This window comes from Methylobacterium sp. E-012, assembly GCF_057836545.1.
Genome location: NZ_JBYQEY010000001.1, coordinates 3210529 through 3223515, shown reverse-complemented (window position 1 = coordinate 3223515; position 12987 = coordinate 3210529). Strand labels below are relative to the sequence as shown.

General features: G+C 66.9%; 10 protein-coding genes. 2 read left to right on the top strand and 8 right to left on the bottom strand.

The window, feature by feature from the left end; translation table 11 throughout:
- Positions 1-109: 109 nt before the first annotated feature.
- The 3 genes from AC3IF1_RS15565 to AC3IF1_RS15555 form a co-directional block, all read right to left on the bottom strand.
- Positions 110-1006, bottom strand: coding sequence for an AraC family transcriptional regulator (locus AC3IF1_RS15565; RefSeq protein ID WP_489218325.1), 897 nt, complete (start codon positions 1004-1006; stop codon positions 110-112).
- A gap of 373 nt (positions 1007-1379) precedes the next feature.
- Positions 1380-1568, bottom strand: coding sequence for a hypothetical protein (locus tag AC3IF1_RS15560; RefSeq protein WP_489218324.1), 189 nt, complete (start codon positions 1566-1568; stop codon positions 1380-1382).
- A gap of 520 nt (positions 1569-2088) precedes the next feature.
- Entirely contained in the window at positions 2089-3222 is a 1134-nt protein-coding gene (locus tag AC3IF1_RS15555) for a cupin domain-containing protein (RefSeq protein WP_243966080.1), read from the bottom strand.
- 258 nt (positions 3223-3480) lie between these two features.
- Between AC3IF1_RS15555 and AC3IF1_RS15550 the strand changes: the two genes are divergently transcribed.
- Positions 3481-4530: a hypothetical protein gene (locus tag AC3IF1_RS15550; protein WP_489218323.1), complete on the top strand. Its 1050-nt coding sequence runs from the start codon at positions 3481-3483 to the stop codon at positions 4528-4530.
- 469 nt (positions 4531-4999) lie between these two features.
- Positions 5000-6355 carry a carbohydrate porin gene (locus tag AC3IF1_RS15545; RefSeq protein ID WP_489218322.1) on the top strand — a complete coding sequence of 452 codons (1356 nt, stop codon included), beginning with the start codon at positions 5000-5002 and terminating at the stop codon, positions 6353-6355.
- Between the two features lie 479 nt (positions 6356-6834).
- Here the strand turns inward: AC3IF1_RS15545 and AC3IF1_RS15540 are convergent, their stop codons facing one another.
- From AC3IF1_RS15540 to AC3IF1_RS15520, 5 genes are all read right to left on the bottom strand, one after another.
- Entirely contained in the window at positions 6835-8139 is a 1305-nt protein-coding gene (locus tag AC3IF1_RS15540; RefSeq protein WP_489218321.1) for an MFS transporter, read from the bottom strand.
- 68 nt (positions 8140-8207) lie between these two features.
- Complete coding sequence (locus tag AC3IF1_RS15535) at positions 8208-9380, bottom strand: CaiB/BaiF CoA transferase family protein (protein ID WP_489218320.1); 1173 nt, start codon at positions 9378-9380, stop codon at positions 8208-8210.
- A 43-nt stretch (positions 9381-9423) separates the two neighbouring features.
- Positions 9424-10212 carry an enoyl-CoA hydratase gene (locus AC3IF1_RS15530; RefSeq protein WP_489218319.1) on the bottom strand — a complete coding sequence of 263 codons (789 nt, stop codon included), beginning with the start codon at positions 10210-10212 and terminating at the stop codon, positions 9424-9426.
- 49 nt (positions 10213-10261) lie between these two features.
- The gene (locus AC3IF1_RS15525) at positions 10262-11602 is read right to left on the bottom strand and encodes an MFS transporter (RefSeq protein ID WP_489218318.1); all 1341 of its coding nucleotides are present in this window, start codon (positions 11600-11602) and stop codon (positions 10262-10264) included.
- Between the two features lie 14 nt (positions 11603-11616).
- Entirely contained in the window at positions 11617-12960 is a 1344-nt protein-coding gene (locus AC3IF1_RS15520; protein WP_489218317.1) for an MFS transporter, read from the bottom strand.
- Between the last annotated feature and the right edge of the window lie 27 nt (positions 12961-12987).

Below are 12987 nucleotides of genomic sequence, written 5' to 3'. Positions count from 1 at the left end.
GATCACTATAACTAACGCCACGCTTCAGTTTTGCCTGTTCCTGCCAAATTAAAGCCGGATCCTGCCAAAATCAATCGGCATGCGGGTGGGTAGAAGTAACCGCGGCGCGTCAGGATTGCCGCCGCGCTTTGGCGTCCGTCGGGGTTACGTGAAAATGACGTTTGAATTCGCGGCTGAATTGCGAGCCGCTCTCGTAGCCGACCTGTCGCGCGACCGCACTGACATCGCGCGTCTCAGATTGAAGCAAGCTCATCGCCATGCTCAGTCGGACGATTTTGATGTATTGCAGCGGGGTTTTGCAGGTCGCCGCCTTGAACGCGCGATGGAAACTCCTGACGCTCATGCCTGCGACGGTCGCAAGCTCATCCACCGCGAGCGGTCTGGCAGGACTCCGATGGATCCTCGCGATTGCGCGGGCGATGCGTGCGTGCTGACTTGCCGGCCTCGTCAGGGCCAAGAGGGCGGCCCCATGCGTACCCTTCAGCGCATGGTACACGATCTCGTCGGCGGTCGAGGCGCCGAGCGCCAGCGTGTCGCTCGGTGAGCGAAGCATGCGAACGAGACGTCGGACGGCGTCCGATAGCGCCGTGTCGACCGGTGCCGGTTGCAGGCCCGGCGGCAGGAATGTCGGCTCCTCCGTCGCCTGCGGGGACACGGCGCCTGGTATGTTCGCGAACCGGTTGAGAGCCGGGAGGTCGATGGCGATGGACATCCCGAGCAAGGGGTCACGCTCGGTGGCATCGCTGGCGCACTCGAACGGGACCGGCATGCTGACCACGAGGTAGTTGTCCTGGTCGTAGTCGATCCGCGCGCCGTCGAGATGCGCCGTCTTCCGGCCGCTGATCAGGATGACGATGCTCTCGTTCGGGAGCGTGGGCGTCCTCTCGGTTTTCTCCGTCGACCAAAACAGCTTCACACGCGGCACCAGCGTCTGCACGGTCCCGGAGCGCGCCGGAAAATCGTAGACCCGTTGCAATCTTCTGAAAGTCTCTAAGGCGTCAGACATGGGAGTGCCTCTCTGCGTTGATGGGGCTGCCCGCGTGAGTCCCAGGACTCGGATTCGGCCGGACCTTCGTCGGCGCGTGCCGTGGGTCTGATGCGGGAGAGCCTCTTGGCAGCGGGGCGCTGCGAAGGTTTCGGTGCCCCGCTCGATGCAGCCGTTCAGTGGTCGGTTCTAGAAAGGCGTTCGATGGCTGCGCCGAGGGACAGCCGCGTCTTCGATGGCACCACGCCTCCGGCCCTCAGCGGTTCGCAAGCCGTTCGAGCAGACGCTCGGCCGCCGGTCCGGAGGAAGCCGGGTTTTGGCTGGTCATCAGCAAGCCGTTAGCGAGCTTTACCGGTAGGCACCTGCCTCGGTAGTCGATACTGTCTTGTGTTGACTACCACTTGCGCCAGTGGTTCATCAATCGTTCGGCGTAGTTCAAGGCAGGCTCAGCGAGATAGTCGGCCAGGAGCGCCTCGCCGAACGCCTCCCTCGAACCGAAATCGTGGTCGAACGCCCCCTTCAGGACCTGAGCCGCGACTAGAGTCTCGTTGAGCCCAACGCCCGAGAATCCCTGTGCACCCACGATGCGGTGTCCAGGATGCCTTGCCGGACGGCGATGTTGCCACTCTCGCGTGTTATGAGACGCATATAGCTCGAATTAGACCGGTCGTCTAGAGAGGTTGGTATTTTTTTCGTAAGCGGTCGTGAACCCGCTCGATGACCGATACACCCATGAGATCGCAGCCAAGCGAAGCTGCGTTCGATGAGGCGGCTTTTGCGCGCGCGATGACGTGATGGTTCGGTGGATGAACCAGGCCAAATATACCGCAGCGACGATGTCTGCCCTCAGACGATCCCTGCACCGAGGCGGGCGGACGACGAACCATCTGATTCAGCGGTACGACTCCGGCTCATCGAGCTTCTGCGATGGATCGGAACCGCAATGGCTGTTCAAGGTGGATTTCTGCCGGTCCGCTTTCGGGCGGCTAAGCGGTATAATCAGAGGTCTTATACGATGAGGCAGTGCAGCAGGTTGTCTTAGTTCATGGAGGGTGAGGCCCTACAGAAGAACCTCACCCTTCTAGTCGATAATAGAATTTCGATTAGCCTTGCTTTAGCTTCGTGATCGTCTCGGCCGGTACGCCGACGAAGTTGTTGGACACGAGATAGTTCGGGCTGGCTTTGATCCAAGCATCGAGGTCGATCTCCTCGAACTTGCCATTGTCCCAGGTCTGGATGATCTCCAGATCCTCGTCGCCGACATTCTTGATCGCGTGGCCGAAGCCCATCGGGATGTAGGCCACATCGCCCGGATTGAACTCTGCGACCTTGCCGCGACCGCCCGAGCCGAATAGCGCCACTTGGCCCTTACCCTTTAGGTAGAAATGCCACTCGTTGGCATTCACGTTCCAGTGGAACTTGCGCATCTGGCCGGGCCGGATCGTCATGACGCCGCCCGACATCGACTTGGAAACCGGCCACTCGTCGACGGTCGCAAGACGGAAGGTCCCCCCGTCGAACTCGCGCACGGCGCGTGGGTCCTTCAGGAGCCGGAACTTGTGGGTGGATTCCTTCGGCCAGGGAGCATCGAGCGCCTGGGAGAGCGGAATGACCGGTCCGGCTTGGATGTAGGCCTCGCCCTTCGGGAAGGCGTTGAGCGCTTCCTTCGGAAGTCCAAAATTCTCCGCCAGCATGTCCTTCGGGGACACGTCGACCCAGTCGGTGATCGAGAAGGTGCCGTGCTCCGAGAAGGCGCCGTTGTCGAACGACAGGATGAAGTGGCAGGGCTTGTCGCCGATCGTCTGGATCGAGTGGCCGTGGCCCTTCGGGAAGAACCAGAGGTCGCCTGGCTCGTAATTGTTGATCTCGCTCGCCCCCGACGGATCGAGCACAACCGTCTGGCAGCGGCCGTCAATCACGTAGGCCCACTCGGCGGCGATGGCGTGCCAGTGCAGCTCGCGCGAAGCGCCGGGATCAAGGAACATATGGACGCCCGCGATCCCCTTGCTGATGGGGAACTGGTGAACGGTCGCTTCCTTGGCCCAGCCGCCCGACGTGATTTTCGGGACGTTGCCGTCGAGGGAGAAATGGAAATCGGGCATGGCGCCGACATCCTTAGGGTCGTGGTAGGCGACCTGCGCGCCCGGGGGGAGCTGCTGAACGTCACGGCCGAAGCCGCCCGCGCCCGGCGCGCCGTGATCCGTGGTCACTGCAGCAGCCTGCTGCGTCAGCGCCACTAGGCCACCGGCTCCAAGGGCGGCGGTTCCTAGGAATGCGCGTCGGTTAGCGTCCATCTTTTGTGTTCCCAAATTTCGCTGCAGCGAGCCCGACAGAGCTGGGTCCCTGCTGCGTTGCCGTACGTGAAATTTTGTATGCCAAAAACTCACGTAGTCGTGATGGATGATTACGGAGGATCGAACGTACGGGCGTGCCGTATGGCTGCTTTTGAGAAATGTCCGGCATGGTGCGAGCGGCTGGTATGGGTCGGGAGCGGGATGATCGCTCAGCGCCCATCCCGGTCATTCAGTGGGCTGAAACTGCATCTCGTGAGCGGACGCACCCGGCGCGATAGGCCATTCGCGCGCTTAGCCACCCACAACCGCGCCAATCGCTTCGCGACGTTCGGTTTCAGGCCGCTTCCTGACCACTTCCGCTCACCTAAGGACCACCTGGCCTATCGCATGATGCGCCGAGGCGAATTCAACGCGACGGCATCTGATTCAGGCCCACCCCACTCCGCCCGGGTCAGCGCGGCAGCAGCCTCTTCTTCAACACAAATTCAGCGGATCCAGCCAAGACAGCCCTTAACGGCGCAGCATCGGGGATTGTTCATGGGGCCTCCCCCGAGTCCGGATCGCGTGCGGACGAGCAGACTCGATTTCTGGCTCGCCCGGGGCGCCGTCGCCTGCATCGCCGGGTTGCAATTGCTCGTCGTCAACGATCTGTCGCTAGGGCCGCGATGGCTTGCCCCCGCCCTCGAAGTTGCGCTGCTCGTGCCGCTCACAACGATCACAGCCTGGAACCAGGGCCGTGCGCGGCGTGCCACAACGGACGCGCATTGGGCCGAGATCCACCATTTCCATCGCCGGATCCGACGGCTTGCGGTGGTGCTGACCGCGCTGGTCACCGTGGCCAACACGGCCGCCCTCGCAGCCCTGGTGCGCGCCCTCCTGAACGGCAAGGCGGCTGGCGGCTCTACCTTGCTTGTCGATGCCCTCAACATTTGGGGCACCAACGTCATTATCTTCGCCCTGTGGTTCTGGACCACAGACCGCGGCGGCGCGGCGTTGCGCGGCCATCCCAGGGCGCAAGATCCAGACTTCTTGTTCCCGCAGATGACGATGGCGCAAGACGATGCACGGGCGCGGTTCGTACCGGGCTTCGTGGACTACCTATTTTTAGCCTTCACCAACGCCACCGCCTTCTCGCCCACCGACACGCTGCCGCTGACGGCGCGCGCCAAGCTCCTGATGATGACGGAGGCGCTGATCTCGCTGTTGACCGTGGCGCTCGTCGCCGCCCGGGCCGTCAACATCCTCGCATAAGTCCGGGCAAGGCACCGGAGAACGGAAGAGTGCGTCCCGTATGCCCGCATGTACCATCACATGTACTACGAGCAGCCGGACCCGGATGCGTGTCTCATGACGGGATCGGTCGCTCCATCTTTCACACCGATGCGGTCGCTGGACGGTATCGGCCGGACACGCGCCAGTGCCGCTTCTTCCGTCGAACGCGTGTCACTATGGTAGCAGTCGATGCACGCACCACGAGTTCTGGCGAGCCTCATGCCTGTGCGACTGACCTTTGGGGGCGGAACGTTTGCCGCGCGCCGCTGACGGACCGTACGCGGCGATGGTCGCATCCGCCCGGTCACGAACCGCAGGTCATCGCCCCTGGGCGGCGCATGCGATCCGCGCCGCATGCGCGGTCGACCTCGCACTTCGCTGCCTGACGCCGGCGACGTGCGCCGCGCAAAACGCGAACACGGGTGCGGGCGGCGATCCGCGCACGTCGGTGGCCCAGCCGGAGGTCTCGGGCAAACCGTCCGCCGTTGCAACCACCTCCATCCAGGCGACGCTGGGCGACGCGGCGGATCCGACCGGCCTTCGCCGTTTCCTGGCAGACCGCGGGATCGTCCTCAGCTTCAACGCCATCGCCGACATCCTCGGGGACACGAACGGCGGCACGCGGCGGACCGCGACGGTCGTCGGCCGCATCGACATGCAGCTCGACGTGGATCTCGACCGGCTGGCGGGGTGGAAGGGCCTGGCGTTCCGGGCCGAGGCCTATCAGATCAACGGAGCGGGACTGACCCGGGCGGCGGTGAACGACCTCGCCGTGGTGAGTGAGTTGGAGGCGCTTCCCTCGACCCGCCTGTACGAGTTGTGGGTCGAGCAGCAGGTCTTCGACAGCCGATTGTCGGTCAAGATCGGGCAGATCGCGGCCGACACTGAGTTCCTCGTCAGCCAGACCGCGACCTTGTTCATCAACTCGACCTTCGGCTGGCCGACCATCGCGGGCACGAACCTGCCGAGCGGCGGACCCGCCTACCCGTTCGGCGCGCCGGCCGTTCGGGCGAAATATCTCCCGACCCCCAACCTCTCCTTCCAGGTCGGATTGTTCGACGGCGACCCGGCGGGGCCGGCGCAGGCGTGGAAAGACCCGGACCCGCAACGACGCGATCGGACAGGGACGAACTTCCGGCTGTCGGACCCGCCGTTCCTGATCGCGGAGGCCGCCTACGCCTACAATTTCGAGGCGCGGGACCGGTCCGGCCAGATCCTGGACGAGCCCGGGACAGTCACCTTCGGGGGCTGGCACCATTTCGGCCGGTTCGATTCACTGCGGATCGACAGCACGGGGCGCTCCCTCGCGGATCCGTCGACGACCGGCATCGCGCGACGCTTCAGGGGCAACGACGGCCTCTACGCGATCATCGACCAGACCATCTTTCGCGAGCCGGGCAAGGATGACGAGGGCGCGAGCGCGTTCGTGCGCGCCGTGGGCTCCCCCGGGGACCGGAACCTGGTCGATCTCTACGTCGATGCGGGCATCGGCTACCGCGGCCTCCTTCCGACCCGTTCGAACGACACAGCCGGCGTGGCCGTGTCCTACGCGCGCATCTCCCCGTCGGCGCGGGGCTTCGACGGCGACACCATCCTGGCGACCGGCACCGCGATGCCGCGGCGCCGGTTCGAGGCCCTCGTCGAAGCGACATACCAAGCGGTCCTGGGGCCGGGCGTAACCGTGCAGCCGAACCTGCAGTATGTCTTCCATCCGGGCGGCAACATCCCCGATCCGCGCGATCCCACGGGACGGCCTATCAGGAACGCCACGGTTGTGGGTGTCCGGGCGACATTAACCTATTGAGGGGCGTCGAAGGCCGGGCGGAACCGGCCGCATTGCGCATGGCGGTGTTCCGAGGGGCGGTCGAGGGCTTCACGGTCGTAAACGGACGGCACTCCAGCACGGAGACCGCGCCTTAACCGACCGCCTCCAGCGCCACGCGATATCTACCCCGGTGGAATCGGCCCGCCCGATGCGGTCCCGGCGACCCGGATCGATAGGATGACGCATGATAGACGGCGGCTCGTTCACGAGGCCACGGCGGCGACGTGGCGGCCAAACTGCGCTGTAAGCTCCGTCGGCTCGATGCCCGAGACCGGCCGTTCCGCTCTGCGCCCATTCCAGCCAGTCCCTGGCAGACGGTTTGGCTCCAAAGCGGACGCTGCCGCTCTGGGCACGATCCGCTCCTGTTGGGTTGCGCGTCGCGAACGGCGGCGTCCTTGTCTGGTTGCAGGGTACGATCAGCGCGCAGAAACGTTTGACCAAGCGACAGTATTTCGCTCTCAGGCCGGGAGTTCCTTGCCGGCGGTCTCAGGGGCGAGCCAGATCGTCGGCAAGCCGATCAGGTAGACCAGCGAGATGATCGATAGGGCCTCCGGGTACGATCCCGTCACGACCACGAGGGTGCCGACGATCGTCGGCCCGAGCGCGCCGAGGAGCCGTCCGAAGCTGAAGGCGAATCCGGACCCGAACGCCCGGCGGCTCGTCGGGAAGAGTTCAGGCAGCCAAATCGTGTAGAGCGAGAACACCGCGTTGGTGAAGAACCCGACGAGCGGCAGCAATGCGATGAACAGCGTGACGCTGTCGAGCCAGATGGCAGCGCCAAGATAAGCCACGAGGTTGATGGTGAACGCGCCGAGGAAGAAGGCGGTGGCCGTCCGGCGCCGGCTGCCGAACCAGGTCGCGATGAACGGCATCGCGAGGCAGCCGACGAGCGTGCCGATATTGGTGATGATGCCGCTGATCGCCGCCACCTTCTGCGCCGCGGCCGACGTCGATCCGGCTGCGACGAGCTTGCTGATCACCAAGGTTGGCGCCCAGTAGGTCGAGGACCACAGGCCCAGGATGATGCAGGACATCATGAGTCCGGCCGCCCAGGTCGTGCGGGCCTGCGGCCCCACGAACATCTCGGCGATGCTGGGCTGGGGGAGCCCGGATCCTGTTTGTGCGCGGCGCGCCCGGTCGGGCTCCGACACGGTCGCTCGGATGGCCACCACCAGGAGGGCGGGGAGAACGCCGAGCATGAACATGCCGCGCCAGCCGATCACCGGCGCAAGCAACGACGCCGCGGCGCCGAGCAACAGGCCGGTCGGGGTCGCGGTGTGGAGCCAGCCCGCGAGCCGCACGCGCTGATGCTCGCTCACCGATTCGTGGAGCAACGGCGTGCCCGCCGCCCACTCGCCGCCGACGCCGAATCCCGCCAGGAACCGGAACACCGCGAAGGACGCGAGCCCGCCCGCGAGGCCGCAGAGTCCGGTGAAGATCGAGTAGACGAGGATCGTCAGGCACATCACCTTCACGCGCCCGATACGGTCGGCGAGCCAGCCCCAGAACATCGAGCAGGCCCAGCCCAGCATGAAGATCGAGAAGAAGTAGCCGCCGTAGAGCGCGATCGTGCCGCGGGCGGGCTGGATGCCCCCGGCCGCGAGGAGTTCCGAGACCGCGGGGACCAGCACGAAGATGTAGATGGCCGAGTCGAAGCCATCGAGCATCCAGCCCGCCCAGGTGATCCAGAAGATCCGGGTGCTGGACGTCACCCCTCCGGCTGCGGCGCGGTCCGGAACCGCGGCGAGGCTCACGCGGTCCATGGGCGTCTCCGATCCGACATGGTGTCCCCCTCCTGACCGCCCGGTCTCGAGGCCGGGCTCGCGACCCTTCAGATCACCCGCTTCTCCCGCAGCTCCGCCACGGCGCCCGCGTCGAAGCCGAGATCACCGAGGATCGCGTCGGTCTGCGCACCGAGATCGGGGGCAGGCGTGCGTACCTGCCCGTGCGAGCGGGACATCCGGATCGGCTGCGCGACCAGGCCCAGCCGTCCGAGGCGCGGGTGCTCCACCGTCTCGGCCATGTTGAGGTGCTGGACCTGCGGGTCGGCGAAGACCTGATCCATCGTATAGACCGGCCCGCAGGCGACCTCGGCCGCGTTGAGGGCCTCGACCCAGTGGACGGCTGTTCGCGTGCGCGTCTCCGCGGCGATCGCCGCCGCGAGGGCGTGGCGGTTCCGGCTGCGCGACGGCTGGTCGGCGAAGCGCGGGTCCTCGGCCCATTCGGGATGGCTGAGCACGCCGCACAGGCGCCGCCACATGGCCTCGCCGATCGGCGCGATGTTCACGTGCCCGTCGGCTGCCGGGAAGGCGCCCATGGGGCTGGCCGTCGGGTGGTGGTTGCCGATCTGGGGCGGGACCTCGTGGTCCATGGTCCAACGCGCCGCCTGGAAGTCGAGCAGCGCGATCTGCGCCTGCAGGAGTGAGGTCTGGACCCATTGCCCCTGGCCCGACTGCTCCCGCTCCAGGAGCGCCGTCAGGATCCCGAGGGCGCAGTACAGGCCGGCGCTCGAATCGGCCACCGCGATGCCGGCCCGCACCGGCCCCCCGCCAGCCTCGCCGGTGATCGACATCAGGCCGCCCATCCCCTGCGCGATCTGATCGAGGCCGGGGCGCATGCGGTAGGGGCCGTCCTGCCCGTAGCCGGAGATGCTGGCGTAGACGAGCCGGGGGTTCTCCGCCGCCAGCGCCGCGTAGCCGATGCCGAGGCGGTCCTTCACGTCCGGGCGGAAGTTCTCGACGAGCACGTCGGCCGCGCGCACGAGCCGCTTCAGCACCGCGACACCCTCGGGCTGCTTGAGGTCGAGGGTGAGGCTGCGCTTGTTGCGGTGCAGGTTCTGGAAGTCGGACCCGTCGCGGTTGCCGCCGATCCGGTCACCCCCGGGCGGCTCGATCTTGATGACGTCGGCGCCCCAATCGGCGAGCTGGCGCACCGCCGTTGGCCCCGAGCGCACGCGGGTGAGATCCAGCACCGTGAAGCGGCTCAGCGCGGTGGCAGAGGGCATGGGCGTCTCCCGGTCTCGCGTGGCGTGGCAGGTCGGGGGCCGCTCAGCGGCCCTTGAAGTTTGGCGGCCGCTTCTCGCGGAAGGCGATCGGGCCCTCCCGGTAATCCTCGCTGGCGAAGCAGGCCTTGATCGCCCGGTCGATGGCGGCGAGGGCGTCCGGGCCGGGCTCGGTGGCGGCCGCGTCGATGGCGAGCTTCGCGGCCGCGATGGTCAGCGGCGCGTTGGCGGCGACGCGGGCGCAATAGGCGCGGACCTCCTCTTCGAGCGCGTCCTTGGCGACGACCCGGTTAATGAGCCCCATACCCAGCGCCTCGGAGGTCTCGAACTGGCGCGCCGAGTAGAAGATGTCCTTGGCCCGCGACGGGCCGACCACGTCGACCAGGCGGCGCATGCCGGCGTATCGGTAGCCGAGGCCGAGCTTGGCCGCCGGGATCGCGAACCGCGTGCCCTCGGCGGCGAAGCGCAGGTCGCAGGCCAGCGCGAGGCCGAGGCCGCCGCCGATGCAGTAGCCGCGGATCATGGCGAGGGTCGGCTTGGGACAGGTCTGGATCACCGCGGTCGCCGCGTCCGCGGCGGCGTTGTAGGCCGCCTGGGCCTCCCCCGAGCCGCGTTTCGTCTCGAACTCGGAAATGTCGGCTCCGGACACGAACGCCTTCTCGCCCGCCCCCTTCAGCGCCAGGATCCGGATATCCGGATCCTCCGAGAGGCCGGCGACCGCTTCGGGCACGCCGCTCCACATCTCGAAGGTCATGGCGTTGTGCTTGGCGGCATTGCTGAAGGTCAGCCAGCCGATCGGGCCGTCCCGCTGCACGATGAGTTGGGGGTCTGCCATGGGCTATCCTCTGTCGGCTGGGAGGGGGCGACGCCGCGCGCGCTGTCGGTCACGAGCCCCACGTGGCGGTGGGCTCGCTCTCCACGCGCTCCGAATCGAGGCTCGCCGTGCCGCCCTCCTTGAGGAAAAGCGTCGTGACGAGCGTGCAGGCGATGCAGGCACTGACGTAGTAGAAGAACAAACTCTCGTGGCCGAGATGCTTGAACCACAGGCCGACATACTCGGCGCTCCCGCCAAAGAGCGATGTCGCCAGGGTATAAGGAAGACCGACGCCGAGGACACGCACGCTCGTCGGGAAGAGTTCCGCCTTCACCACCGAGTTGACCGAGGTGTAGCCGGACACGATGACCAGGGCGATCATCAGCAGGATGAACGCCGACCACGGATCGTGCACCCCCGTCATCGCGCTCATGAGCGGCACGGTGCCGAGGGTACCGAGCACGCCGAAGGCGAGGAGCAGGGGCTTGCGCCCGATCCGGTCCGACAGCGCACCGAGCACCGGCTGCAGCAGGGCGAAGATCAGCAGCGTCGCGCAGGAGACGAGCGTGGTCTGGTCCCGCGTCAGCCCTGCCGAGTTCGACAGGAAGCGGTGCATGTAGACGGTGTAGGTGAAGAACGCGACGGTGCCGCCGACGGTCATGCCCGCCACGAGAACCAGCGCGCGCGGATGGGCGAGGAGGCGCAGCGTCGGCCGCTCCGCCGTGCCCCGCCGCTGGAGCGCCTTGAACTGGTCCGTCTCGTCGATGTTCCGGCGCAGGGCGTAGCCGACGACCGCGCAGGCGGCGCCGATGGCGAACGGGATGCGCCAGCCCCAGGCGGCGATCTGCTCGGCGCTCAGCAGCGCACGCATCACGACCAGCAGGAAGGTCGCGAGCAGCTGTCCGGAGATCAGCGTCACGTAGTTGAAGCTGCTGAAGAAGCCGCGGCGGCGGGCATCCGCGATCTCCGTCAGGTAGACCGAGCTCGCCCCGTATTCGCCGCCCAGGGACAGACCCTGCAGCATGCGCGCGAGCAGGAGCGCCGCTGGTGCCAGGATCCCAGCCTGCGCGTAGGTCGGGCAGACCGCGATCAGCAATGAGCCCCCACACATCAGCGTCACGCACAGACTCAGCGCGGTACGTCGCCCGTGCCGGTCGGCGTAGATTCCGAAGATCCAGCTTCCGAGGGGCCGCAGCAGGAAGCCCAGGGCGAAGATCCCGGCCGCGTTGAGGAGCTGCACGTTCGGCGAGTCGCCGGGGAAGAATTGCGGCGCGAAGTAGAGGGAGAACGCCGTGTAGATGTGGAGGTCGAACCACTCGATCAGGTTGCCCACGGAGCCACCGAGAATCGAGGCGACGCGGCGATGGAGGGTGGGTCTCCCGGTCCCGAAGGCGGTGTCCGTGGCGAGCATCGCGGTCCCTTCCGTTATCGCGGCGCAGCGGCGGCGAGGCGCCGCTCGAAGGCGGGGGCGAGCAGGGCCTGCACGCCGCCCAGGAAGGCGACCGCGGCCAGGAACAGGAGGCCGTAGGAGAATTGGCCGGTCGCGTCCTTGATCCAGCCGACGAGGTAGGGGGGCAGGAAGCCGGACAGGTTGCCGAGCGCGGTCACCATGGCGATCGAGCCGGCCGCCGCCGGCCCCGGGAAACGCTCCGTGTAGAGTGCCAGCGAGGGGCCCTTCAGCCCGTAGATCCCGATCATCACCACGCAGATCGCCGCGAACTGCGCCAGCGGCTCGGCGAGCCAGACCGAGACGGCGAGGCCGGCAGCGACCAGGAAGGTCATGGCGGCGGTCGGCACGATCCGGTCCGCGTGCCGGTCCGACCACCAACCGCCCAAAACCATCGCCAGCGTTCCGAACGCGTAGGGGATCGCGGTCACGAAGCCGGTTTGGGCATTGGTCAGGCCGGCGGCCTTGATGATCTGCGGCAGCCACAGGCTCAGGCCGTAGCTCGCCGTCGTGACGTTGAAGAACAGCAGGGCGTAGAACAGCACCCTCGGATCGCGGATCGTCGCCCAGATGTTCGGCGCCGCGTGCGCGCGGGTGGGCTCGGCGGCCAGAGCCGTCCGCAGCCAGTCCCGCTGCTCGCGGCTGAGCCACGCGGCCTTCTCGGGATGATCTGTCAGGACGAAGAGCAGCAGCACGCCGAGGAACACCGCGGGCAGCCCTTCGAGGATGTACATCCACTGCCAGCCTGACAGGCCGAGCCACCCGTCGAGCCCGAGCAGGAGCCCGGAGATCGGCGCGCCGACGAGGCTCGAGACCGCCATGCCCACCAGCATGAGGCCGATGCAGCGGGCCCGGTACGCCTTCGGGTACCAGAGCGCGGCGAACAGGAGCAGGCCGGGGAAGAACCCGGCCTCCGCGACGCCGAGCAGGAACCGGGCGACGCAGAACGAGACGGGCCCGGTCACCAGCGCCATCCCGGCCGAGACGAAGCCCCAGGTGATCATGATGCGGGCGAGCCAGAGGCGCGCGCCGACCCGGCCCATCATCAGGTTGCTCGGGTACTCGAACAGGAAGTAGCCGAGGAAAAAGATGCCCGCGCCCCAGCCGTAAGTCGTGGCGCTGAGGCCGAGGTCCTTGTTGGCCGTCAGCGCCGCGAAGCCGACATTCACCCGGTCGATGAACGAGACCATATAGGCCACGACGAGGATCGGCATGAACCTCCGGTTGATCCGGCGGATCGTGGCACTCTCCAGGTCCATCTCCCGAGCCGGCCGCGTGCCATCGTGTGTGGCGAGGCCGACGGGGATTGCCCGCGTGTCCATGCGCTGTCCTCCCTGGAGGCCGCCGGC